The sequence below is a fragment of the Algoriphagus chordae genome, from assembly GCF_003254055.1.
Classification (GTDB): domain Bacteria; phylum Bacteroidota; class Bacteroidia; order Cytophagales; family Cyclobacteriaceae; genus Algoriphagus; species Algoriphagus chordae.
The window spans coordinates 70,745-95,904 of the sequence record NZ_QKZT01000004.1; the positions used below are offsets into that span (position 1 = coordinate 70,745).

At 39.8% G+C, this 25,160-nt stretch carries 22 protein-coding genes; 13 read left to right on the plus strand and 9 right to left on the minus strand.

The window, feature by feature from the left end; genetic code table 11:
• Positions 1-209 precede the first annotated feature (209 nt).
• A complete protein-coding gene (locus tag LV85_RS05670; RefSeq protein ID WP_111317230.1) occupies positions 210-626 on the plus strand; it encodes a hypothetical protein in 417 nt (138 codons plus the stop codon).
• A gap of 222 nt (positions 627-848) precedes the next feature.
• On the opposite strand, the gene LV85_RS05675 is transcribed toward LV85_RS05670, so the two are convergent.
• On the minus strand, positions 849-2,000 hold the full coding sequence (locus LV85_RS05675; protein ID WP_111317231.1) for an esterase: 1,152 nt from the start codon (positions 1,998-2,000) through the stop codon (positions 849-851).
• A gap of 602 nt (positions 2,001-2,602) precedes the next feature.
• On the opposite strand from LV85_RS05675, the gene LV85_RS05680 reads away from it, so the two are divergent.
• Together LV85_RS05680 and LV85_RS05685 are read left to right on the plus strand one after the other, a co-directional pair.
• The gene (locus LV85_RS05680; RefSeq protein ID WP_111317232.1) at positions 2,603-3,190 is read left to right on the plus strand and encodes a T9SS type A sorting domain-containing protein; all 588 of its coding nucleotides are present in this window, start codon (positions 2,603-2,605) and stop codon (positions 3,188-3,190) included.
• 744 nt (positions 3,191-3,934) lie between these two features.
• Positions 3,935-4,519: a hypothetical protein gene (locus LV85_RS05685; RefSeq protein WP_111317233.1), complete on the plus strand. Its 585-nt coding sequence runs from the start codon at positions 3,935-3,937 to the stop codon at positions 4,517-4,519.
• 127 nt (positions 4,520-4,646) lie between these two features.
• Here the strand turns inward: LV85_RS05685 and LV85_RS05690 are convergent, their stop codons facing one another.
• The 5 genes from LV85_RS05690 to LV85_RS05710 form a co-directional block, all read right to left on the minus strand.
• Positions 4,647-5,600: a magnesium transporter CorA family protein gene (locus tag LV85_RS05690; protein ID WP_111317234.1), complete on the minus strand. Its 954-nt coding sequence runs from the start codon at positions 5,598-5,600 to the stop codon at positions 4,647-4,649.
• Positions 5,601-5,637: 37 nt separating this feature from the next.
• The gene (locus LV85_RS05695) at positions 5,638-6,282 is read right to left on the minus strand and encodes a DUF2306 domain-containing protein (protein WP_111317235.1); all 645 of its coding nucleotides are present in this window, start codon (positions 6,280-6,282) and stop codon (positions 5,638-5,640) included.
• Between the two features lie 43 nt (positions 6,283-6,325).
• Positions 6,326-6,820 carry an SRPBCC family protein gene (locus LV85_RS05700; RefSeq protein ID WP_111317236.1) on the minus strand — a complete coding sequence of 165 codons (495 nt, stop codon included), beginning with the start codon at positions 6,818-6,820 and terminating at the stop codon, positions 6,326-6,328.
• Between the two features lie 68 nt (positions 6,821-6,888).
• A complete protein-coding gene (nudK, locus tag LV85_RS05705) occupies positions 6,889-7,467 on the minus strand; it encodes a GDP-mannose pyrophosphatase NudK (protein ID WP_111317237.1) in 579 nt (192 codons plus the stop codon).
• Between the two features lie 129 nt (positions 7,468-7,596).
• Positions 7,597-8,706 (minus strand): alanine racemase, encoded by a 1,110-nt coding sequence (locus tag LV85_RS05710; protein ID WP_111317238.1) that lies wholly within the window; start codon positions 8,704-8,706, stop codon positions 7,597-7,599.
• Between the two features lie 391 nt (positions 8,707-9,097).
• On the opposite strand from LV85_RS05710, the gene alaS reads away from it, so the two are divergent.
• From alaS to LV85_RS05725, 3 genes are read left to right on the plus strand one after another with little or no spacing between them, the layout of a single operon-like run.
• Positions 9,098-11,722: an alanine--tRNA ligase gene (alaS, locus tag LV85_RS05715; RefSeq protein WP_111317239.1), complete on the plus strand. Its 2,625-nt coding sequence runs from the start codon at positions 9,098-9,100 to the stop codon at positions 11,720-11,722.
• Positions 11,723-11,743: 21 nt separating this feature from the next.
• Positions 11,744-13,204, plus strand: coding sequence for an Asp-tRNA(Asn)/Glu-tRNA(Gln) amidotransferase subunit GatB (gatB, locus tag LV85_RS05720; protein WP_111317240.1), 1,461 nt, complete (start codon positions 11,744-11,746; stop codon positions 13,202-13,204).
• A 15-nt stretch (positions 13,205-13,219) separates the two neighbouring features.
• Positions 13,220-14,320 carry a TlpA disulfide reductase family protein gene (locus LV85_RS05725; protein ID WP_211318379.1) on the plus strand — a complete coding sequence of 367 codons (1,101 nt, stop codon included), beginning with the start codon at positions 13,220-13,222 and terminating at the stop codon, positions 14,318-14,320.
• A gap of 286 nt (positions 14,321-14,606) precedes the next feature.
• On the opposite strand, the gene proC is transcribed toward LV85_RS05725, so the two are convergent.
• Entirely contained in the window at positions 14,607-15,407 is an 801-nt protein-coding gene (gene proC, locus LV85_RS05730) for a pyrroline-5-carboxylate reductase (protein ID WP_111317242.1), read from the minus strand.
• Positions 15,408-15,706: 299 nt separating this feature from the next.
• On the opposite strand from proC, the gene LV85_RS05735 reads away from it, so the two are divergent.
• The 6 genes from LV85_RS05735 to LV85_RS05760 all read left to right on the plus strand — a co-directional run bounded on the left by LV85_RS05735 (position 15,707) and on the right by LV85_RS05760 (position 21,888).
• Positions 15,707-16,123 (plus strand): hypothetical protein, encoded by a 417-nt coding sequence (locus LV85_RS05735; RefSeq protein WP_111317243.1) that lies wholly within the window; start codon positions 15,707-15,709, stop codon positions 16,121-16,123.
• Between the two features lie 79 nt (positions 16,124-16,202).
• Positions 16,203-16,403 (plus strand): helix-turn-helix transcriptional regulator, encoded by a 201-nt coding sequence (locus tag LV85_RS05740; RefSeq protein WP_111317244.1) that lies wholly within the window; start codon positions 16,203-16,205, stop codon positions 16,401-16,403.
• A 162-nt stretch (positions 16,404-16,565) separates the two neighbouring features.
• Positions 16,566-17,732: a glycosyltransferase family 4 protein gene (locus LV85_RS05745; protein ID WP_111317245.1), complete on the plus strand. Its 1,167-nt coding sequence runs from the start codon at positions 16,566-16,568 to the stop codon at positions 17,730-17,732.
• A gap of 38 nt (positions 17,733-17,770) precedes the next feature.
• Positions 17,771-18,823, plus strand: coding sequence for an NAD-dependent epimerase (locus LV85_RS05750; protein ID WP_111317246.1), 1,053 nt, complete (start codon positions 17,771-17,773; stop codon positions 18,821-18,823).
• Between the two features lies 1 nt (position 18,824).
• Positions 18,825-19,877: a dTDP-glucose 4,6-dehydratase gene (gene rfbB / locus LV85_RS05755; protein ID WP_111317247.1), complete on the plus strand. Its 1,053-nt coding sequence runs from the start codon at positions 18,825-18,827 to the stop codon at positions 19,875-19,877.
• 166 nt (positions 19,878-20,043) lie between these two features.
• A complete protein-coding gene (locus LV85_RS05760) occupies positions 20,044-21,888 on the plus strand; it encodes a M1 family metallopeptidase (protein ID WP_111317248.1) in 1,845 nt (614 codons plus the stop codon).
• Positions 21,889-21,953: 65 nt separating this feature from the next.
• Here the strand turns inward: LV85_RS05760 and LV85_RS05765 are convergent, their stop codons facing one another.
• Both LV85_RS05765 and LV85_RS05770 read right to left on the minus strand, forming a co-directional pair.
• Complete coding sequence (locus LV85_RS05765) at positions 21,954-22,130, minus strand: histone H1 (RefSeq protein WP_111317249.1); 177 nt, start codon at positions 22,128-22,130, stop codon at positions 21,954-21,956.
• 102 nt (positions 22,131-22,232) lie between these two features.
• The gene (locus LV85_RS05770) at positions 22,233-23,483 is read right to left on the minus strand and encodes an aminotransferase class I/II-fold pyridoxal phosphate-dependent enzyme (RefSeq protein ID WP_111317250.1); all 1,251 of its coding nucleotides are present in this window, start codon (positions 23,481-23,483) and stop codon (positions 22,233-22,235) included.
• A 179-nt stretch (positions 23,484-23,662) separates the two neighbouring features.
• Between LV85_RS05770 and LV85_RS05775 the strand changes: the two genes are divergently transcribed.
• The gene (locus LV85_RS05775) at positions 23,663-25,159 is read left to right on the plus strand and encodes an acetyl-CoA carboxylase biotin carboxylase subunit (protein ID WP_111317251.1); all 1,497 of its coding nucleotides are present in this window, start codon (positions 23,663-23,665) and stop codon (positions 25,157-25,159) included.
• The last annotated feature ends 1 nt before the right edge of the window (position 25,160 follow it).

A 25,160-nucleotide genomic window follows, 5' to 3' on the forward strand; every position in this document is an offset into this window, starting at 1 on the left:
AGACAAAACTAACCAAATGCTAGGGAATGATACAAGCCTTTAGCCATGACAACGAACAAATAGGATTAGATGTTTTTGGCTGTAAATGATCATAGAATTAAATATGGTTGACTCGCTTATCCTGAGTAAAAAGAAGAATATTTGGTAGGGTAAATATTGCTTTTAAATTTAAATATCACTATTTTGAAGTGGTTCTAAATCAGTTGGTTATGAAAAGGCGTGGTTTTTTATGGATTTTTATACTCCTTATTATTTCGGCAATATTGTTCTACGTTTGGCCATGGGAGGATGTTGACGATTTAGGAGAGCTTAATCCAGTACCAGCACCACCAAAGGGATCAAATAAAAGGTTTTGTAAGTATAAGATCAAAAAAGTAACCTGCGAAAACCCTCAATATAAAGTAGGACAAACAATATGCATTGAATGCTGCAAAGACGAAGAGGACAAAGAAAAACGATGGCCTAAATCGCATGAGCAGAGTTCTACAGATATTTGCCCTAGATGGATAGAATTCCATATCACTGAGGCTAATCCATGTACCATTAGAGCAGAAAGAATTACTGAGCTTTGTGATGTTTGCACTGCCCAAGAAGCAGTGGCATTTTTTCCATGTCCGGTGAAATAAATTATTACTCCTTATTAAGGTAGACAGAATTTGCTAATTGAGACAATAGGTAAAATGACATTATCAGTTTTTAGCTTCCCTTGAAGAGTCTTTCTTGATTAAAATGCATGTGTCCAGTAGAGTTGACTTGTTGAACTAAGAGACTCAGCTTTATTTATTTATTGTTCAAAATTTGAAGTGTAGCCAAAAAGCACACTTCAATTATAGCTATGCCATCCTTATTTATTTGAAAAGCTGAGGAGCAAAAATCACCAGATAATCTCTCCAGTTTGCCCAAGTATGGCCACCCTCAGATTCGTGATATTCATGTTCAAAAGCAGTTTTATCAAGTACAGCAAGTAGTCTTTTGTTGGCTTCCATTAGGAAATCATCTTTGCCACAAGCCACCCAATACTTAGTAACGCCACTAGCTTTTAAGGCTGTGAATTTTTTCTCCAGCTCTGCCATGTCTGCATTTGGATCAAAAATCCCACTGCTGAAAACTCCGATATATCCAAAAGTCCCAGGATATTCGGTAGAGGCTGTAATAGTATGTGCACCTCCCATAGATAGTCCCGCAAGTGCTCGACTTTCTTTGGTAGCTTTTACTCTATAATTCTTTTCAATATAGGGGACTACATCTTTGACTAAGCTCTTTTCAAATTGACCGTGAAATTTAGCGTAGGTTTCTCTGGTAGGAGCTGATGTTCCTGGTACATTCCTGAGAGTACTCGTCTGCCACGCATTTCCATTGGTCATCACGATAATCATTGGCTTGGCTTTGCCTTCTGCAATGAGATTGTCCAAAATATCATTTGCTCTACCAAGTGCAGACCATGCGTCTTCATCACCGCCTGCTCCATGTAGTAGATATAACACGGGATAAGTTTCCTTTCCAGAATCATATCCAGGAGGCGTATATACATACATTCTTCTATAGCTGTCGAGGGAAGGAGACTGGTACCAAACCTTCGAAAGTGAACCGTGAGGAACCTCATTTAGTTGGTAAACTTTAGCTGCTCCTCCAGGAACCATCAATAGACTCGCATAGTGTGTTCCATCTCGCAATGCTTCGGGATTGGTTGGATCAATTGCAGAAACGCCGTCAATGAAGAAATTGTAATGGTACATAGAAGAGTTGAGAGGAGCTATCGTAACTGTCCAAAGGCCATTCTCTTCCTTTTTTAGCGGTAGGGTTTCTCCGTATCCCATCCAACTTCCGTTGAGGGTAACTGCATTTGCAGAAGGAGAAAAGACTCTAAAGCTGACAGAATTGTCAGAAGCGATTTCGGGGGAGACCACTTTAGGAGCTTGCATTGCACTGATTTCTTGGGCTTGTGCAGTTATTCCTACTAGGAAAATGGAGAGGAATATCAGAAGTAGGTTTCTTGTCATGTAAAAGGTTCTTTTAGGTTAAGTTGGATTGGGCAGAACACAAGTAGTATCTAATGTGTCATCATGATAATTAAGCTAATTATTGGATGATTTCCTAAGATGAGTAAGACAAGTCAATTTCCTTTCTTCTGTAAAAGCTCGCCGAAACTTATGTTTTGACCTTAGTTATTCCTCTCAACCTTGAATTAATCAAAAGAACTTCCTTCAAATTCCTAGAAAACCTAGCATGAATTGAATCCTATCGGACGAAGTGTGTTCGGAACTGTACAGCTGCTCATTTGGCACAGGCTAAGAAATCACAGATTTGAAATTTTTTCAAGATTAAATTTGGTTAACATGTGAGAATTGGTGCAACCCTTGAAAAGTCTAAAATAGGCTGAAACTGTCCGCTGTCAATACAACCGAACAAGGATGTGACCATATATTGTACAGGTTTTGTTAAAAAATCATGTTTCTTTCGGAATTAAATTCTGAATATCTGTTAAAAAATTAATGCTTTGAGATTTTTGTGCTCATCTGGAGGAGATTGTTTTTTGAGTTGGTACGCGCTTAGCAATAGAGTAGGCAGAACAGAAAATCAAAAAATTTTAAACCAACATATTATGAAAACTTTATTAACAGTAGCATTAGCCAGCGCATTATCTTTTAGCTCATTAGTAGCAAACGCAAGTGAGGATTTGAGAGCACTTTCCTCTGTAAATTCTAACTACAAGAAAATCAATATCACACTTACGGAAGGACTTGGCAATGCCAAAGTGTCTATTCTTAGTGCAGATGGTAAAAGCCTTAGTAGCAGAAATGTTAATGTTAAGAATGAAAATTTGATGGTTCCTTATGACTTGAACAATTTGCCAGCAGGTGAGTATCAGGTGAAAATTGAGACAGATCAAGAGGAAGTAATCTATACCGTGGAAACTGAGGAAAAACCTATTGATCCAGCAGATTTGCCTTTGATGGCTTACGGTAAACTTGTAGATGATAATACAGTAAGCCTTGCAGTAGTAGGTTTGCTTAGCCCAGGAGTGGATGTAGAAGTTTTATCTGCAGAGTCTGGAGATGTGATCTACACAGATCATGTAAACCAAGCCGAAGGTTTCAAAAAGAATTACTCTTTCAAGAATGTTTCATCTGAGGATATTTACTTGAAAGTAACCGATGCACAGGGAAGAACTAAAACACTATTCTTCTAATAATTAAACCAACTATTACCACAAGCCTTGATTTTCGGATCAGGGCTTTTTTTTGTGATTTTTTTGAAAATAGTAAAGTTGACTGATGTTCATTTGGAGGGTATTAACAAGGCTTATTTAGCTGATTATGCCCAAGAGTAGAATACAAATACTGGCATCTTATATAGGTGCTTATTTTTCATCTACAGCTGTATTTCAGAGAAGGGTTTGAGTAGTGCTGCTTGATTAGGTTATTCTTAAACTTTCCATATCCATTATCTAAGCATGCAACCCTTAGAGTCAGCAGTCTCTTCTGAATGATAAAAGGATAAATGCAGTTGACTTTCAGATTATAAGCTTTTTTTCATCTAGGTGCTAATGAAAATTTAGCTAAACTTATTCTTTGATTTTTGAATCCTCACGGACGAATGATGTACAGAACTGTACAGTGCCATAATTCCAACATGGAGCATTTTAATCAAGTTGAATTTTTTTCTGAATTAATGTTTCAAAAAATATTGCGTTTACTGTAACCTAGAATTTTTTGGATACTGAGAAATCTGCTCGAATACAGTACAGTCGAACAGAGAATTGCACTAAAACTTGACAGTTTTACCAGTTTTTAAGGAAGCTTACCAAATATTATTGCGCGATTCTAGTAATTCAAAAACTCATAGAAATCTAGATTAGCTAATTAATAAGTTGTCGATTTGATTTTGGTATAAGATTGGTCTTAAGGTGATTACACTTCTAAACCAACAAATTATGAAAACTTTAATAACAACTTTAGCAATCGCAAGTGCTCTGTCATTTAATGCCTTCGGGGCAGAAGAAGATTTGAAGGATCTTTCTACAGTCCATACAAACTTTAAGAAAATATCGGTTTCACTTTATGAAGGAGTAGGGGTTGCCAAAATCGCTATCCTCGATATGAAAGGCAAAAAGCTACATATCCGAAAAGTGAATGTCAAAGATGTCAACCTAGTGGTGCCTTATGATATGGAAGATCTTCCAGAGGGTGAGTATCAAGTTAGAATTACCACGGATGTCGAGGAAGTCACTTACAGAGTAGAGACTATAGAAAAGCCTGCTCCCGTAAAGGACTTTCCCCTAATGGCTTACGGTAAAGCATTGAATGGAAACAAGATTAATTTGGCTGTAATCGGCTTGACCGAACCAGGAGTGAATGTAAAAATTCGTTCTGTAGACAACGGGAAATTAATTTATGAAGAGGATATCGATCAAGCAGAAGGCTTTAAAAAAGACTTTGTTTTGAAAAGTATGAATTCTAAAGATGTCTATATGGAAGTAACAGATTCCTTAGGAAGGAGCAGAGTGCTTTTCTTCTAAAATTGATCTAAAGATCTTAAGGAAGCCTTGACCCAAAATCAAGGCTTTTTCCTGTTATAGGAATGATATCGGAAGTACAAATTGCTGACTTTCAAGAAAATTGCTGCTTTAGCAATTAGCCATAAGTCTAAAACCACTTTTTCCTTTTGAAATAAATAAATGGCAGGATCGCTGAACAAATCATAGCAACCAATACAATCGGATAACCATAGTCTAGCTTGAGCTCCGGCATTATTTCAAAGTTCATCCCATATACCCCAGCAATGAATGTGGGTAGAGAAATACATACGGTGACTACAGTGAGCATTTTGAAAATGTGATTTTGCTCAAGATCTATCTTATTAGAGACATTTTCTTTCAGATCGTCCAAGCGATCGAAATTGAATTGAATATAGTCGGAAATCACATTTAGGTCATTTAATTCCGCACGAACACTTTCCTTCAAGTCTTCATTTTTTTCCCAGTCACTCCGTAAATACAGCCTTAAAACACGGGTTGTTTCTAATAGAGATTCCTTGATAAGAAGGTTGTTGAAATTATAAGTGGTGATGATGTCCATCACACTACTGGAAAAGTCCTTTTTTATCAGAATGTCGTTGGCTAAAGCTTTTACTTTCCGACTTAGATTTTCAGTAATATCAGCAAAATAGTCAGAGATAAACTCAAATTGAAACTTGAAAATCCCCTTCAAATCTGTGATTCGGAGTAAGGAGTTTATTTTTGATGGGTAGGTTTCATTGAAATAGGTATCAAGATTGATGCTGCTAAAAAGAAAAAGGCCAGCTTGAGAAATGATAATAAACAAAGGCTCTTCGACCATCCTCTTTTCCTTGCTATAGTAAGGGATAGAAAAGTGAAATGCTGCCTGGGTCTCATTCTCTAAAAAGTGTGAACTGATTTCTATATCCTCGAAATGCTTCATGATGGTGAAGTCCATCTCATAGTTCTCTTCCAGCCAGCGCAAATCTGACTGCTTGTAATCCAGAAACTGCATGACATGAAAGTCAAGCTCAGAAACCGAAAGCTCACCTACAGTTTGCGCTTTAAAGGACTTTTTGTTTTTGAGGAGGATTTCGATCATCGGCCTAATTCAGAATGATAAATAATATGATTGTTTTTCACTCCAATTCAAATTTTAATGTCTGTACTTTTTTTCTTCTCCTCACTATCCATAACGCTATTAGAATATTAGGAACCCAACACAGCCAAGCTACTATACGATAAGCTGGGATAAAGTCTCCTTGATACCATGTTATGAGCAGAGGAAGCCAGATTCTCAACGTTACTGCTGCGAAACATGCAGCGTAGCTAAAAATCATCCAGTTTTCGTGAGCATCAAAATCCTGCTTCTTCGCAGTAAGCCAACCCATCATCGTAGTGCCAAACCAGACAAGGCCCAAGAATACAAATCCGAGAATGCTGACAATTCCACCAGTGGCATGTGTTCCAATGTATATGCCTGCCAGACTACTGAAGAATACAGCAGTGACGTATGCCATTCCGATTTTCCTATGGAGCTTTCTATTCTTGTTGCGAAATTTCGTCGGAAATTGTGACCAACCGATCAGAAGAGCCAAGCCGCCAAGAATAATATGTGTGTAAAAGCCTATGTTCCAAACTGGGTTGCTCAGGAGTTCTGCAGATTTCGACTGAAGCAAACCAAAATCCCTCTCTAAGAGAAAGTATAAAATTGGATAAAGTCCTATGACGATACAAAGGAAGGCAAATATCCACCAGCGGACCCTTTTTAAAACAGATTTCACGTAGGTTTCATTTTAGTTCAACTGTTATTTTATGAAGGCACTATTACTCCGCTAGGTATTTCTCCAACTGGTCAAACGTACCAGCAAATCCCTGCTCCATATTTCCGATATTATCAGAAAACACCTGTTTAGAAGCGTCAGAAGCATTGTGCGGCAAAGAAACTAGGTCAATTCTGGTTTTACCATCTTCCTCATAAAACTCCAGATCTAAAATCATTTCCTTAGGCCAATCAGCTCCAAAAGGGACTTCGGGAGCTTTTACTGTTTCTCCGGCTTCATTAGAAAAGCAATTGATCACTTGAAGTTTGGAAGACTCCTTGATGTCTTTGATTATCCATTTGGCCCACATTTCATTGCCGTCTTTATCTCTGAGGACAAAGTGAAAGATGCCTTCAGGATAAAATTCGAAGGTTTTTACTTTCATCTCATATCCTGTCGGTCCCCACCATTGTTGTAGGCTTTCGGCAGTTGTGAAAGCATTGTAAACTTCATCTTTGGATTGGGTAAAGTAGCGCGTGATTTCGAGTTGTGCGGACATTTGGCTGAAATATGGTTTATAAAGTAAGTATAGGGAATTATGCTCTTTTTCTTAAAGCGAGCTTTAAGTTAAATAATCCCCTGCAACCTCAAATGCTGAATAAGCATAATCGTCTTTGCGTCTTTGATCTCACCTGTATTTATCATCTTCAGTGCTTCTTCAAAAGGCATTTCCAATACCTCAATATTTTCTTCTTCGTGTTCTACGCCACCGCCCTCACTGACTTTCATGTCCTTTGAGTAGGCGGCGATAAAGAAATAAAGTATCTCAGTTACTGAACCTGGTGACATATAGGCTTCAAAAACCTTTTTCACATCTTTGACCACATAGCCAGTTTCTTCCTCTGTTTCTCTACGAATGCAATCCTCAGCATTATCCTTGTCCAGAAGTCCAGCACAGGATTCGATCATCATGCCTGTTTCATTACCATTGGTGTAGGTTGGTAGGCGGAATTGACGAGTGAGAATGACGGTTTTCTTGTCTTGGTTGTACAAGAGGATGGTGGCTCCATTTCCACGATCATAAGCTTCACGATCTTGAGTGATGATCTCCCCGTTTTTCTTGGTGAACTGAAAAGTGATTTTGCGAAGTGTATACCAATTGTCTGAAAGTACTTGGGTTTTTAAGATTTTGATGTCTTTGATCATGGTATAGTCATGTGTTAAAAATAAACCCAGAGTTATGGTCTGGGTTTAAATGATTTTCTAAATATTGTTCGGAGTGAATAATAACTACTTTTTACGATTTCACTTCTTACTTCTTACAAATTTTACTACTTACTTTTCTAAAGAGCCTTCCGCGTGATCCACCATCTTTCCATCGAGTGTCATGTATTCCCCCATACAGTCAGCAGTCATGCAGGAGTGAACAGGAAGGATTCCCAGAATGTCACCAACTTTCACTTTTGCCAGTAGTTCGTCCGAAGCTTTGATAATGCCATGTTCTTGGGAAATGCTTTTGAGGAAAGATTTCTCCTCAGGAATGCTCCAACCGTTTTCATTCAGGTAAACTACCTCACCAAAGTTTTTAAGGCCATTTTCTCCTACCAGAACATCCTTCGCCAGATGCACTCCTCCACCATGAACCAAAATTTCCTTGCGGTCTTTTTTGATGTCCACTACAGGCACTGCCAGGCATACAGCAATGTCTTCTTTGTCACAGCCACCCAATTCCGCTTGCATCAAGTCATAGAAAACGAAATTTCCAGGCCCCATTTCATCTATATCTCCAAAATCCTCCATCACAGCACAGCCTGGCGTATCACCAGTTCGGGTTACAAGCTTTGGATATTCAGAATTGTATTTATGCTTCAGCATGCTCAGGGCATTTCGGGTTTGCTCATAGAGTGCGGGGATATCCGGCATATAGTAGGAGTGACCGGCATGTAGGTAAAAGCCTTTGAAGTTGAGCTTGTCAGACTTCTGCGCAATTAATAAAATTTCCTCAATCAAGCCGAAATCAGATACCTCAACGCCCGTTCTGCCGTAGCCAGCATCTATTTCAATAAAGAATCCTACAGGGTTTTCCAATTGATCCACTAGCATTTGAGCAGTTGTTGCATTGATAACTTGCACTGATATGGATTGCTTTTCTGCAATTTTATTGAGTTTTGGGATCTCAAGTGGGTTAAATGGAAAAGCTATATGAATATTCACCCAGCCTTGTCCACTAAGATATTCGGCCATTTTAACGGAAGAAACAGTCACTTCTGTGATGTTGTATTGTTTAGCCCAGCCTCCGATTTGGTGAGATTGTGCTGTTTTGAAATGTGGAACAAGCTTCATGTCATGTCTGGCAGCTTTGTCCGCCATTCGTTTGATATTAGCTCGGCAGATTTTTTCGTCCAGAAGTAGCGTGGGGGAGGTTATTAGATCTAGGTAGCTCATTAGGTAAAATTGAGGTGTCAAAAATTTTATTGAAAGTAAGAAACATTTACGAGGTGAGAAATACGATTTACGAGTTTCCCGAGGAGTTGAGGTTTGGTTACTCTCGCAACGGCGCGACGACGCAACGAAAATAGATTTTTGAAATTTACCTTATCTCTTCTCTATTTTGTTCCTTAATGAGGTTTTCTCCTTTAAGCTAAAGGATCGATGTTTTATCTTTCGCTGCACCGTTGCGCCGCCGCGAAAATATTTTTTACTGTTGCGGGAGATATGACCGAAGAGAAATTCTCACCCCTATGCAGGTAACACCGCCAATTCTGTTAATTTTGTCACCCAATTAAAATGGCTGTGAAACGGCCTAAATAGCATTATTAATTGCCTCAAAACCTTCATGGAAGCAAAGAAAATACGGAGCACCTTTATTGAGTTTTTCCAATCCAAGCAGCATCACTACGTTCCCTCATCACCGATTGTGGTCAAAAATGACCCAACCTTGATGTTTACAAATGCGGGAATGAACCAATTTAAAGACGCATTTCTAGGTAATGAACTCGCCAAATATTCCCGTGTAGCCAATTCTCAAAAATGCCTTCGGGTAAGCGGTAAGCACAATGACCTCGAAGAAGTGGGTGTGGATACCTATCACCACACCATGTTTGAGATGCTGGGCAACTGGTCTTTTGGAGATTACTTCAAAAAGGAAGCGATCCAATGGGCTTGGGAATTATTGACTGAAGTTTATGGCTTGGATAAAGACAGATTGTATGTGTCGGTATTCCAAGGCGATGCTGGTGATAACTTAGGTCTTGATCAGGAAGCCTATGATCTTTGGAAAGCCATCGTGCCTGAAGATCGTATCATCATGGGGTCCAAAAAGGATAATTTTTGGGAAATGGGTGATGTAGGACCTTGCGGACCTTGTTCGGAGATCCACGTTGATTTGAGACCAGATGCTGACCGCGCTTTAATAGAGGGCAAGGATTTGGTGAATATGGATCACGAGCAAGTAATCGAGATTTGGAACTTGGTATTTATGCAGTTCAATAGAGTCTCAGACGGATCTTTGAAGCCTTTGCCGGCAACACATGTAGATACTGGGATGGGTTTTGAGCGTTTGGTGAGAGCTATTCAGCACAAATCTTCCAATTACGATACAGATTTGTTTGCGCCATTCTTGACTGCTTTGGCAAAGAAATCAGGCAAAGTTTACGGTGAAGATCTACCGACAGATATTGCTTTCCGCGTAATAGTGGATCACATTCGTGCGATTTCATTTACTATCGCTGATGGACAATTACCTTCCAATAATAAGGCTGGCTATGTAATTCGCAGAATCCTGAGAAGAGCGGTTCGTTATGGATATACCTTCTTGGGTTTCCAAGAGCCATTTTTATATGAGTTGACAAGTTTGATTGCTGATAATTTCGGGGATATCTTCCCTGAGGTGAGACAGCAGCAGGAGTTTATAGCCAAAGTGATTTTCGAAGAAGAAACTTCCTTCCTTCGCACACTTGATAATGGCCTGAAAATGCTTGATCAGATTAAAGCTGAGTTGAGTGAAAAAGGCGAAAAAGTAATACCAGGCAAAACAGCCTTTGAATTATACGATACCTTCGGATTCCCACTGGATCTTACATCTTTGATCGCTCGTGAAAGCGGACTTTCTTTGGATGAAAAAGGTTTTGTGCAGGAAATGGAAGCTCAAAAGACTCGCTCTCGTGCAGCTTCCGAATCTGAAACTGGCGATTGGGTGATCGTAAATGAGGATAATGGAGTTGAATTCGTAGGATATGATTTCCTAAAGGCTCATGCACATATCATTAAGTATCGTGTGATTTCTGATAAAAAAGGGGACAAATACCAATTAGTTTTGGACAAAACACCTTTCTATGCAGAAAGCGGCGGACAGGTAGGAGATACTGGCTGGTTGATCTCGGACACTGAAAAAGTCAAAGTAATCAACACTAAAAGAGAGAATGATCTGATTGTTCATTTTGTAGAAAAACTTCCTGCTAATCCAGAAGCTGCCTTCGGAGCAGAAGTAGATGCTGAAAAACGTTTTCTGACTGAGAACAACCATACTGCTACGCACTTACTTCAGTCAGCTTTGAAAGAAGTTCTGGGAGATCATATACAGCAGCGTGGTTCCTTGGTGAATCAGAACCAGCTTCGCTTTGATTTTTCTCATTTCAGCAAATTGTCTGATGCAGAAATTGCTAAAGTGGAGGATATTGTGAATGAGAAAATCAGACAGAATATCCCGCTTTCCGAACAAAGAAATGTGCCCATAGAGGAGGCTAAGAAACAAGGAGCTACAGCGCTTTTTGGAGAGAAATACGGTGATTTCGTTCGTGTGATCACATTTGATAAGGATTTCTCAGTAGAACTTTGCGGTGGAACACACGTACCTCAAACCAGCAAAATCGGTTTGTTTAAGATTATTTCAGAAGCATCTAGTGCATCTGGTGTTCGTAGAATCGAAGCGATCACTGCTAAGTCTGCAGAGGATTATTTCCGCAAGCAAGAGAGCCTGGTGAAGGAAATTCAGGAATTGCTGAAGAATCCTAAGGACCTGATGAAGTCTATAGAGTCTTTGTTGCAGGAAAAAAACGAACTAAAGAAAGAACTTGAGGCCTTACACTTGGAGAAAGCTTCAGGTGTAAAAGTGGAGTTGCTTAAACAGTTTGTAACTGGAGAGGGAATCAATACCCTTATAGCACAGCTGGAATTGCCAAATGCTGATTCCTTGAAGAAGCTGGCCTATGAATTGAAAAATGAAACTGAGAATGCTTTTGTGATTTTGGCTGCCAATATTGATGGTAAACCACAGATTGCTGTGATTATTGATGAAGACTTGATCAAAAGTAAAGACCTGAATGCAGGTCAAATTGTAAGAGAATTGGCTAAGGAAATTCAAGGTGGAGGAGGAGGACAGGCCTTTTTTGCCACTGCTGGAGGGAAAAACCTGGCTGGACTAGAAAATGTAGTGACTAAGGCAAAGGACTTATACCTTTAGAAAATAGAAAAATACGCGCGGATGCTAAGTGAAGAATTAAAGAATAAATACCAGTTGATCATCGGACTTGAGGTGCATGCGCAGCTTATGACCGAGAGCAAAATGTTTGCTGCTGATGCTAATGAGTATGGTAAGTCACCGAACACGCAGATATCAGCGATTACTCTTGGCCATCCAGGCACCCTGCCTAAGGTCAACAGGAAGGCTATAGCATATGCTATCAAGATGGGATTGGCTTGTAATTCTGAGATTACTCGCCACAATGTCTTTGCGCGCAAAAATTACTTTTATCCAGATCTTCCAAAGGGCTATCAGCTTACGCAGGACAAGGGACCTATCTGCGTAGGAGGGACTGTGCCTATTCAACTTGCTGATGGAAGTAAGAAAGAAGTGATCTTGAACCGTGTGCATATGGAAGAAGATGCTGGTAAGTCTATTCACCTAGCAGAAGAGGCAGATACCTTGGTTGATTTCAATCGTGCAGGTACGCCTTTGATCGAGATTGTAACTGAGCCAGATTTGCACAGTCCAGAGGAAGCTTATGCGTTCTTGGCTGAAGTGAAAAAGCTGGTGAAATATCTCGATATCTGCGATGGCAATATGGAAGAAGGTTCGCTACGCTGTGATGCCAATGTCTCTGTGATGCTGAAAGGAGCGACAGAATTGGGAAAAAAGGTAGAAGTGAAGAATATGAATTCTTTCCGAAATGTGTTTCGTGCTATCGAGCATGAGCATGAACGCCTGATTGGTTTGATAGAGGCGGGTGAAGAGGTGATTTCCGAAACCAGAACTTTTGATGCGAATACAGGGCTTACAGCCAGCATGCGTACCAAGGAAGATTTGAATGATTACCGCTATTTCCCTGAGCCTGACTTGAGTCCAGTGGTGGTTTCGGACGAGTGGCTGAATGCTGTGAAAGCTACCATGCCTATTTTGCCTCGAGAACTTCACAAAAAGTTTGTAGAGGAATTTGGCTTGCCTGATTACGATGCGAGCTTTTTGACCGAATCGAAGGATGTGGCGCTCTGGTTCAATGAACTTTGTAGCAAAACAAAAAACTATAAAGCAGCGTCTAACTGGATGATGGGTCCTGTGAAATCTTCCTTGAATGAAAATTCTCTGGACATGAAGGATTTCCCGATCAGCACTGATTCTTTCGTGGCTTTGATCGCTTTGGTGGATGATGGCAAGGTGAGTTATACGGCAGCCTCGCAGAACTTGTATCCGGCGATGTTGAACTCTACTGCAGAAAGTCCATTGGAAATTGCTCAGCGGCTGAATTTGATTCAAGAAAGTGATGAATCATCTTTGAAACCAATTGTAGAAGAAGTTTTGGCTGCCAATGCAGCAAAAGTGAAAGAATATAAATCTGGCAAAAAAGGCTTGATGGGTTTGTTTATGGGGCAAGTGATGAAACAGTCTCAAGGCAAAGCTGACCCAAAAGTTGCAACAAAATTATTAATTGAATTACTGAAGAATTAATCCATGTTGAATCGAATGAACGGAGTCGCTTTACTAGTCTTACTAGCCTTTTTTTCCTGTGAGGAAAAGAATGTTGTTGTTGATGGAAAAGTTGAAATCTCTGGAAAAATAGAAAATGCCCGTGATGGCGCTGTGGTACTATCTCAATTCACAGATAGTCGTCCGATAGTTTTGGATACAGTTGAGTTGGATAATAAAGGGGAATTCAGCTATGAAGTAGCAGTGGATGCACCTACTTTCTTTGAATTGAATTTCTATGGAGAAAAAATAGTACGTCTTGCCTTATTCAAGGATGATGTGGAAGTAGACTATAATTTTGCGGATCCTGAAAGCCTAGTTATCAACGGCTCAAAAGATTCTCAGGAGATGTTGAAAATCGAGGAATTGATGGAGGCCTATCAGACCAAAGTTAATCAGCTCAATGAGGCTTATTATAAAGCGATGGGTGATAACGATACAGAGACCATTAAGCAAATTCAGATTGATGCCATGGCGTTGGAGAGCAACCAATCTTCAGAGGTGAAAAAGGTCATCAATAGTATGGGAGATAGTTTTGCATCTTTAGCGGCTATTGGCTTATTGAACCCTAAGAATGAATTTCAGTTTATGGACAGTTTAGTAGCCAAGCTAGATGAGAAGTACCCTGAGACTAAAACTATTATCCAGTTAAAGCAGCAATTAGACGATATGAGAGCACTTTCTATGGGGCAAGTAGCGCCAGAAATTGAGCTACCTAATCCTGCTGGTGAAACGGTAAAGCTTTCAGATTTGCGTGGAAAGTATGTTATGATAGACTTCTGGGCAGCTTGGTGCAAGCCTTGTCGTGAGGAAAATCCAAATGTAGTGAAGCTATACAATGAATATAAGGACAAAGGTTTTGAGGTATTTGGCGTTTCGCTAGATCGCACCAAGGAAGCTTGGGTAGATGCTATTGCCGAAGATGGCTTGGAATGGACTCAGGTTTCTGATTTGCAATATTTCAATTCTGCAGCTGCAGAGCTTTATCAAATCAATGCTATTCCAGCTACCTACTTGATAGATCCAGATGGCAAAATCATTGGTAAAGACCTTCGAGGACCTAGTTTGAGAGTTAAACTGGAAGAGATCTTCGACTAATTTCCAGACAGTTTATTACATCAAAAAAGCCTTCCCATTTTGAATGGGAAGGCTTTTTTGTGAGTATAAATATGAAAGGAAGGAAGAAAAAGTACCAAACAGTCCTTCCTTTAAAAATCGTGTCATTGAAAAAGGAATAGCAAAAGTTGTTTATCACCCGGGACAAATCTACTGAAAAGATTCAAAAGAAAAACAATCCTATAGTTATTCTTATGGAATTAAATATTAATTTTTCCTGATTTAGATTTAATATTCCTTGAAAATTAATAATTCATTATCAAATCAATTATTTGGCGATTTTCTCGTAACTGGCGATCACTCCTCTTACCATCGCAGAACTGAATCCTTGATGTTCCATTTCATTTAGGCCTACGATCGTACAGCCTTTTGGGGTGGTTACCTTATCTATAGCAGCTTCTGGATGCATGTTTTTTTGGATCATCAGTTCGGCTGCTCCTTTTACAGTTTGGTTGACAATCTTGGATGCAGTATGCGAATCAAATCCGATTTGAATTCCTCCTTGGATCATCGCTCGCATAAACCTCAATACATAAGCAATTCCACAAGCCCCCAACACAGTTGCCGCTTCCATCAGACTTTCGTCAATTGGGATCGTAAATCCAATTCCATTAAACAGTTCAGTCACTAAGTTGACCTGATCTGCATCTGCATTTTGGGAGCAAACACAGGTTACAGACTCTTGGATATCCGCAGCGATATTAGGCATAGCACGGAAGGCAATACTAGCAGGGTTTATCACCTGATACATTTCAGCAAGAGAAATTCCGGTTGCCAAAGAAATGATGATTTGCTCTTTTGGATCCAGAGATGGCTTGATTTCGGCTAGAATAGGAGCGATGTTGAACGGCTTTACACCCAAGATGATGATGTCGGCATTGGCCGCTGCTGAGATGTTATCAGTTTGGATATGCACTCCTAGTACAGCAAAACCACTAAGGCTATCTGTATTTCTTTTGGTAAGGGTTAGATTCTTTGGATCAAATTCATCCCGTTTTAGCAATCCATTTGCTATAGATGCTCCCAGATTACCACAGCCTATGATGGCTATTTTTACTTTCGAAATCATATAAAATATAATTTTTGATTGGATTCGTTGATTAAAGGTAAACAAATAGGCTGTTTTAATACGAATTCATAAAATTTTATGATAGTTGAATGCCTTAAGGCAATAGAATAGAAAAAAATATTTTGACGTAATAACTTGACATAAAGTTAAGTTTGTTTTACATTTAGACAATAATACTTGTCCCTGGGTCAAGCATGGTAATAAAAGAATTCAGTTGAGATCAATAAAAACCATGCTAGATTCCTCCCGCTAGTTCAGGATATTATCGGGGCAGGACGTAACTATAAATCAATAAACAGATGAAAGAAAAATCAATTTTACATGTGCCTTTACTTTCTCCGGGATGGAAGAAGTTGGCTTTTGTGTTTTTTCCCTTGCCAGTCATGTTGGTCATTGGAATGGCAATCACCAGGATGGATATTACCCCTGATGATTCTGCTCAAATAATTTATGGATTTTGGGCTATAGGATTCGGCTTATTGAATCTCTCTAGAGAAAAAGATGAAGATGAGATGATCAAATCCTTCAGACTTCAGGCTTTTCAAACAGGCTCTTATTGGCTTATTTGGGGTTTGGGAGCTTTGATGCTGATCAATTATCTACGCTTTGACAGAATTACCTCAGAGATATTTACTGCCTATCTGGTCTTGTTTCTGTTAAATGCATACATCTATGCGGCATTTAAGTATCAGATCTATATGGCTACTAAAGATTGATCTAAGTCAAATCTAATACAACAAGGAACTAACTGGTAATTTATACCCAGCCAGAGCGATTTTGGCTAAAAATACCATTATGAAAAATACCATTAAAGTCGAGCGAGCACGGCATAATTTGACCCAGCAGGATCTGGCAGAAAAAGTCAGTGTTTCCAGGCAAACTATCAATAGTATAGAGGCGGGGAAGTATGTGCCTTCCACGGTTCTTGCTTTAAAGATTTCGAAGATTTTTGGCCTGGCTTTAGAAGAGATTTTTGAATTGGAGGAAGAGGATTAGAACGGGAAAAGTGTAGGCTGCCAAGCGTGATTGAAATAATTATGTGTTGGTATCTAGTCTAGAATTATTAATAGAAGCTTTTTTGGAATACCATTTGCGTTTTTGCAGGGATAAAAGACGCAAAAGTCTTAACTTCGATCTTTTATATAGAAACTCTTTTTGATGCCAAAACTCATACGAATCACCACCGTTCCGATTTCTTTGAAATTACTGCTCGCAGGGCAAATGAAGTTTGTGCGGGAACAAGGTTGGGATGTATTGATGCTGAGTGCTGATGGCAGAGAACTTCCGCAGGTAATCAAAGCAGAAGGGGCTAGGCATGAAGTCATCCCTTTTACACGTAAAATCACTCCATTTCAAGATCTGAAATGCCTTTGGCAGCTATATCAGCTGATCAAAAAAGAGCAACCTGATATTGTACACACGCATACTCCTAAAGCCGGATTGTTGGGAATGATCGCAGCCAAATTTGCTGGAGTCAAGGTGAGGATTCACACGCTTGCAGGTATTCCATTTATGGCTGCTGAAGGCGGAAAAAGGTCTCTTTTGGAAAAAATGGAGAAGATCACCTATAGTTATGCTACTGAGGTTTGGCCTAATTCCAATGGTTTGAAAAACTTTGTGATCGAGAATAATCTTTGTCCTGCAGAGAAACTTCATGTGATCGGTAAAGGCTCCTCCAATGGAGTTGATCTTGCAAGGTTCAACCGTGGTGTTTTGAAAGAAAATCACTTGGTGGCTGCCACTATGCGTATTCTTCCTGGAGAAGATGATTTTATCATTTTGTCGGTGGGTAGACTAGTCAAAGACAAAGGAATACACGAATTGGTTGATGCTTTTTTGAGCTCTAAAATTGTAGGAAAATCAAAGCTCGTTTTGTTGGGGAGTTTTGAGCAGGACCTCAATCCGCTTGATCCTGAGACAATTAAAATAATAACTGATCACCCTAGAATCGTACAGATAGATTGGTCGGATCATGTGGCACATTATTTTGCTTTGGCAGATGTGTTGGTTCATCCTTCGCACCGTGAAGGTTTTCCAAATGTGATTTTGGAGGCTGGAGCTATGGAAGTGCCTGTGATCTGTTCGGATATTATTGGCAATACAGATATCATTACACAGCAAAAAACGGGTTTGATTTTCCCTGTCAAAAATGTAGAAATACTCAAAGAAGCAATGGAATTTGCCTTTGTAAAACGTGATAAGATGGCTGAGATGGCGGCTAAATTATATCAGGAGGTTTGTGAGAATTATGAACGCAGCCAAGTTCAACATGAAATTTTTGCTCAATACCAGCTTGATTTGAGCAAGCATGATAGCGCGGAATAACTTATATTTGGTCATCAATAAAACATGAATTTTTATCTATGAAATACCTGGTTACCGGAACTGCCGGATTTATTGGATTTCACGTTGCAAAACAATTGTTGGAGAGAGGGGATGAGGTCATTGGTCTGGATATTATCAATGATTATTACGATATCAATCTGAAACACGCCCGGCTTGCCAACATGGGTATTCAGCGAGATAAAGTAAAAAATGGTGAAATGGTCCAATCGGAAAGTTTTTCTGGCTATAGATTTATTCAGTTAGACCTTTCTCACAAAGACCCATTAGTGGCCCTTTTTGCTCAGGAAAAATTTGACGTAGTCATTCATCTTGCTGCACAAGCTGGCGTTCGCTATTCTTTGACCAATCCAGAAGTTTACATAGAGAGTAATATTGTTGCTTTTCTGAACATATTGGAATCCTGCCGCTTTCATCCGGTTAAGCATCTGGTGTATGCTTCTTCAAGTTCTGTTTATGGTGCAAATGAAAAGATGCCATTCTCAACTTCAGACTCTGTAGATCATCCGATCAGCTTGTACGCAGCTTCTAAGAAGTCTAATGAACTAATGGCCCATACTTATAGTCATCTTTTTAAAATTCCTACCACAGGTTTAAGATTCTTTACGGTCTATGGACCATGGGGAAGACCAGACATGGCATTGTTTCTGTTTACAGAAGCCATATTGAAAGGCGAAGCTATTCAGGTGTTCAACTATGGTAATATGAAGCGTGACTTCACCTACATAGATGATATAGTGATGGGAGTGATCAAAGTAGCAGATAGACCAGCAAGTCCAAATACTGATTTTGATAAGTTAAACCCAGATCCTGGAAGTTCCACTGTTCCTTACAAGGTGTATAATATTGGAAACTCTTCTCCAGTTTTACTGATGGATTACATTCATGCAGTAGAAAAAGGATTGGGTATGGAAGCCAAAATGAACATGCTACCATTGCAACCAGGTGACGTGCCAGCTTCTCATGCGGAGGTTTCTGATTTGGTTCGTGACACAGGTTACAAGCCTGATACGCCTATAGATCAAGGAGTGAAGTCTTTCACTGATTGGTATTTAGATTACTACAAAAAATAAGATGAGCAAATCAATTCTGATTACAGGTGGTGCCGGTTTTATCGGTAGCCATGTGGTACAATTATTCGTAGAAAAGTATCCTGACTATACCATTGTCAATCTAGACGCTTTGACCTATGCTGGGAATTTGGAGAACTTGAAGGCTGTAGAAGGAACTTCCAATTATATCTTTGAAAAGGCTGATATTCAAGATGAATCGGCACTTAAAGCAATTTTTGCAAAGCATGCTATCACAGATGTAATCCATTTGGCAGCAGAATCTCATGTGGACAGATCGATTACAGATCCTTTGGCTTTTGTGAAAACGAATGTATTTGGTACGGTTAATTTACTCAATGCCGCGAAGGAATTTTGGAAGGATAAGCTATCGGATCATTTGTTCTATCATGTTTCGACGGATGAAGTTTACGGATCCCTGCATGATGGTGGATTCTTTTTGGAAGACACTCCATACGACCCACAGTCGCCTTATTCAGCATCCAAGGCTTCTTCAGACCATTTTGTGAGAGCATATGCCAATACTTACAAAATGAAAACGGTGATTTCTAACTGTTCCAACAATTACGGACCAAATCACTTTCCTGAGAAACTGATTCCACTTTGTATTCATAATATCAAGACGAATAAACCGCTTCCTGTCTATGGAAGAGGGGAGAATGTGCGTGATTGGCTTTTTGTAAAAGATCATGCTAGAGCAATTGACACTGTTTTTCACAAAGGGAAAGAAGGGGAAACATATAACATTGGCGGCTTCAATGAGTGGAAAAATATCGATATCGTAAAGTTGCTTTGTTCCAAAATGGACGAGAAGCTGGGAAGGGAAGCTGGTACATCTGAAAAGCTGATCACTTATGTAAAAGATCGTGCTGGACATGACTTGCGCTATGCGATTGATGCTACCAAGATCCAGCAGGAGCTAGGCTGGGAACCAAGTCTGCAATTTGAAGAGGGAATAGAAATTACCATCGATTGGTATCTCAACAATCAAGACTGGCTAGATCATGTGACTTCTGGTGCCTATCAAAAGTATTATTCTGAGCATTACGGAGATTAGTTTTTCGTCAACCCATAATTATTTATAAAGCCCTTTTGGGCTTTTTTACTTTGTAGTCCATCCTCCTCAAAAACCAATAAGGATCACCTAGTTTACTCTTCCTTTTTTTGACTGGTGGTTTGGGAAGGATTTTCAATTTGGTTTTCTTTGTGAAAACTACATTACTATGCATATTAACCTGGCTAAGCCTTTTTATGGGCTTTTTCTTTTAATGGTACTTAGTAGCGAATCCTTTGCCCAAACAGGGAGATTCCAACAAGCTGCAGACTACCAAATGGACGTCGATATGGACGTCAACACCAATCAATACAGCGGTACTCAAGTATTGATTTACACCAACAATTCACCTGATACTTTAGATCGGGTATTCTATCACCTGTATTACAATGCTTTCCAGCCAGGTAGTATGATGGATGAGAGATCTAGAAGTATCGCTGATCCAGACCGTAGAGTAGGGGATCGTATCAGCAAATTGACGCCAGACGAGATTGGATACTTGAGAGTATCTAGCCTTACGATGAATGGCAAAGCAGTTGTGTACAACGAGGTAGGGACGGTATTGGAAGTTGAGCTTTCAGAACCGATTTTGCCAAATTCCAACGCCAAATTTGAAATGTCTTTCAACGGCCAAGTACCATTACAGATCAGAAGATCTGGAAGAGACAGCAAGGAAGGCGTGCGCTATTCTATGTCGCAGTGGTACCCTAAGATGTCAGAATATGACGAGCAGGGCTGGCATGCCAACCCATATATTGGTCGTGAATTCTATGGCATTTGGGGAGACTTTGATGTGAAGATCTCAATTGACAAAACTTACGTGCTAGGTGGTACGGGTTATTTACAAAATCCAAATGAGATCGGTCATGGCTATGAGGACAAAGGGGTGAAGGTAGCTCCAGCCAAGGGGGATAAACTTACTTGGCATTTCAAGGCTCCTAAGGTTCATGATTTCATGTGGGCAGCAGATCCAAAATATCGTCATGACAAATTTCTAATGGATAATGGGGTGACTGTTCACCATCTATATATCCCTTCTGACGACGAAGTGACCGAGAACTGGGTGAAGCTGATGGACTATACTCCAAAGGCGATTGAGTATATGTCTGAGCACTTTGGTCAGTATCCATATAAGCAGTTTTCTGTAATTCAAGGTGGAGACGGCGGAATGGAATATCCAATGTCCACATTAATCACTGGCGGTAGAAATCTCAATGGACTTGTGGGCGTGATGGTTCACGAATTGGGACATAGCTGGTATCAGGGAGTAATTGCTACCAATGAGGCACTTTATCCATGGATGGATGAAGGATTTACAAGCTATGCATCTGCGCTGACTATGGCGGCTATTTACAGACCAAGTGAGATGCCATTGAGAGGATCTTATGCAGGTTATTATAGATTGGTGAAGTCTGGCAAAGAAGAACCTATGAGCACTCATTCAGATCATTATCATACCAATTCTGCTTACAGTTCTGCAGCATATTCCAAAGGAGCAGTATTTATGGCTCAAATGGGCTATATCATTGGGGAAGAAGCAAGGGATAAAGGAATATTGAGCTACTGGAACACTTGGGGCTTTAAGCATCCAAATGTAAATGACTTTGTCCGAATCATGGAGAAGCAAAGTGGTATGGAGTTAGATTGGTACAAGGAGTATTTTGTGAATAGCACCAAGACTATTGATTATGGAGTGAAGGAGATGAAAGCACAGGGGAATCAAACTGAAATCACACTGGAACGCATAGGCTTGATGCCAATGCCTATAGACTTGGTAATCACGTACAAGGATGGAACTTCTGAGATGGTGTATTTGCCACTGGAAATCATGAGAGGTGAAAAAGCTCCTGAAGCTGGTGCAGCTAATCGTATACTATCTGAAGATTGGCCATGGACTAATCCTACCAAGACAATTACAATCAATAAAAAATCCGATACGATCAAATCCATAGAGATAGATCCTAGTAAAAGACTAGCGGATATAAATCAAGAAAATAATAAAGTGGAGTATTGATCTCCACTTTAAATTGAATTTTACATAAAAAAAGGTGACTATTTAGTCACCTTTTTTTGTTGGAATCATCCTTCGTTCTTCTTGTCTTGAACCTCTTTTCGGATTTCTTGAGCTAAGTTTTTCAAGTCTTGCATTCCTTTTCTAACTCTTGTACCAGCGGCTGAATTTCCCTTTTCGTAGAACTTCTCAAAATCGTCTTTAAGAGAATTAACCAGTGTGCTTACTTCACTAAATTTGCTCATAGTCAAAGTGTTTTTATTAAAGTTGATGATAAGTTTATTTTAATTCAATATAGCCCAAAAACTTGCCAAATCAATCCTGAGGGGCATATTTTTGACTTTTTTTTACTCACTAAAAGAATTGGCCAACTTAGAATTCTTATAAACTCCCGTCAGTAATTTTTCTTTGATAGCAGCAAATGCTGTGATCGTTTCTTCTACATCTTCTAGGGTATGTACAGCTGTAGGGATTAATCGCAAGATTATCATTCCTTTAGGAACTACAGGATAGATTACTACGGAACAGAAAATACTATAATTCTCTCTTAGATCATGAGTTAATGCCGCAGCTTCACCTACAGTTCCATTAAGTACTACGGGGGTCACTGGGGTGTTGGATTGTCCAGTGCTGAATCCATTATCATGTAGTCCTTTTCTAAGTGCTCCGACTATTTTCCAAAGATTATCCTTCAGTTCCGGCTGTGTTCTCAACAACTCAAGACGCTTCAAGGCACCTACTACCAATAGCATCGGTAGTGACTTGGCGAAAATCTGTGAACGCATATTATATCTCAAATACAATATCACTTCTGGATCTCCAGCGATAAATGCGCCGATGCTTGCCATAGATTTGGCGAAGGTGGAGAAGTAAAGATCTACTTGATCTTGTACACCTTGCTCTTCATCTGTACCAGCACCAGTTTTGCCCAATGTACCGAAACCATGTGCATCGTCAATAAGTAATCTAAAGTCAAACTTCTTCTTCAACTCAACGATTTCTTTCAACTTGCCCTGATCTCCAGTCATTCCGAAAACACCTTCAGTGATCACAAGGATTCCGCCTCCAGTTTCATTGGCTAGTTTAGTCGCTCTTTCTAACTGCTTTTCACAGTTTGCGATATCATTATGTGGGAAAACGTATCTTTTGCCCAAGTGCATTCTTAGTGCATCAATGATACAAGCGTGACATTCTGAATCATAGACTACCACATCTTTTCTATCTAGTAGTGAGTCAATCACAGACATGATTCCTTGGTAACCGTAATTCAATAAATATGCTTTCTCTTTCTTGACAAAGGCTGCCAATTCATCCTCTAATTGTTCGTGAAGTGTGGTTTGTCCTGACATCATACGTGCGCCCATTGGATAGGCAGCGCCATATTGTGCAGCTGCATCCGCATCAGCTTTACGTACTTCAGGATGATTTGCTAGTCCTAGGTAATTATTCAAACTCCAGGTTAGAACATTCTTCCCCTGAAATTTCATTCTCGGAGCAATTTCGCCTTCTAGTTTGGGAAAGGAGAAATAGCCGTCTGCAAACTCAGAGTGTTTGCCCAAAGGGCCCATGTTCATTTTTAATTTTGCAAATAGATCCAAAGCGTTTCGAATTTAAGTGATATGGGGTTTAATGATCTGTTCATTAAAATCCGACAAAAATAAAACTTATATGCCTGCCAAGCAAAAAACAGGGCTGAAACAAACGATTCTTAACAAAACTCGGATAATTTTCTTTATTTCGCTTAAACCCAAAATTCTAACTTTTAATATCAGAGAGCATGGCAAAAATCAAAAAACTACTAGTAGCAAACCGCGGGGAGATCAGCTTGCGTATTATGAGAACTGCTAGGGAAATGGGAATAGCTACTGTAGCAGTTTATTCTGAGGCAGATAGACTATCTCCTCATGTACTTTTTGCGGATGAAGCTGTGTGTTTGGGTCCTCCAGCATCATCTCAGTCCTATTTGCTGGGAGACAAAATAATTGCTGTGTGTATGGAATTGGGAGTAGATGCAATTCATCCAGGCTATGGCTTTCTTTCAGAAAATGCTGATTTCGCCAGAAAAGTAAATCAGGCAAATTTGATTTTTATTGGTCCGTCTCCGGAAGCAATAGAAGTGATGGGATCCAAGTTGGCAGCCAAGCAGGCTGTAGCCAAGTATGAGATTCCATTAGTTCCAGGTACTGAGGAAGCGATTTCTGATATTGTTGTAGCAAAAACTCGGGCAACTGAGATTGGCTATCCTATCCTCATAAAAGCAAGTGCTGGTGGCGGGGGCAAAGGGATGCGAGTGGTAGAGAATGAAGGGGAGTTTGAAGAACAAATGCAGCGTGCTGTGAGTGAAGCTCAATCTTCCTTTGGCGACAGTGCTGTATTTATAGAAAAGTACATCAGTTCCCCGAGACATATAGAAATCCAAGTTTTAGGAGATCAGCAGGGAAATATTGTTTATCTGTTTGAGCGGGAGTGCTCTATTCAGAGAAGGCATCAGAAAGTCATAGAGGAGGCTCCCTCAGCTGTTGTATCGCCTAAGATGAGAAAGGCTATGGGCGAAGCAGCGGTAGGCGTAGCCAAAGCCTGTGACTACTATGGGGCTGGTACGGTGGAATTCATCGTCGATGCAGATTTGAATTTCTTTTTCTTAGAAATGAATACCCGGCTACAGGTAGAGCATCCGGTGACAGAAATGATCACTGGTAAAGATCTGGTACGTGAGCAAATTCTAATTGCTGAAGGAAAAGCGCTTTCTTTCACGCAAGATGAGCTGAAAATCAATGGGCATTCTCTTGAAGTTCGTGTCTATGCAGAAGATCCAAAAAATAACTTTCTTCCTGATATAGGTAAACTCGAAACATATAGGCGTCCTCAAGGTGCTGGAGTTCGAGTGGATGATGGATTCGAAGAGGGAATGGACATTCCAATCTATTATGATCCCATGATTGCAAAACTAATCACCCATGCAGAAAACCGTGATGCCGCTATAGGTAAAATGCTGCGTGCAATTGATGAGTATAAGATTGTAGGAATTCAGACTACTCTTGACTTTTGTAAATTCGCTATCACTCACAAGGCTTTTGTAAGCGGTGATTTTGACACCAAGTTTGTAGAGAATTATTTTACTCCTGATGTGCTCGAAGAGGAAGTCTCTGATGTAGAAAGGGAGTTATTAGCAGCTTTGGCTGTTGAGTTTTTTACACAAAATAAGTCTTCTGGAAAGTTACAATCTGAATCCACGATGAAGCAAGAGTCAGGATGGAGAAATAGACTTCAGTAAG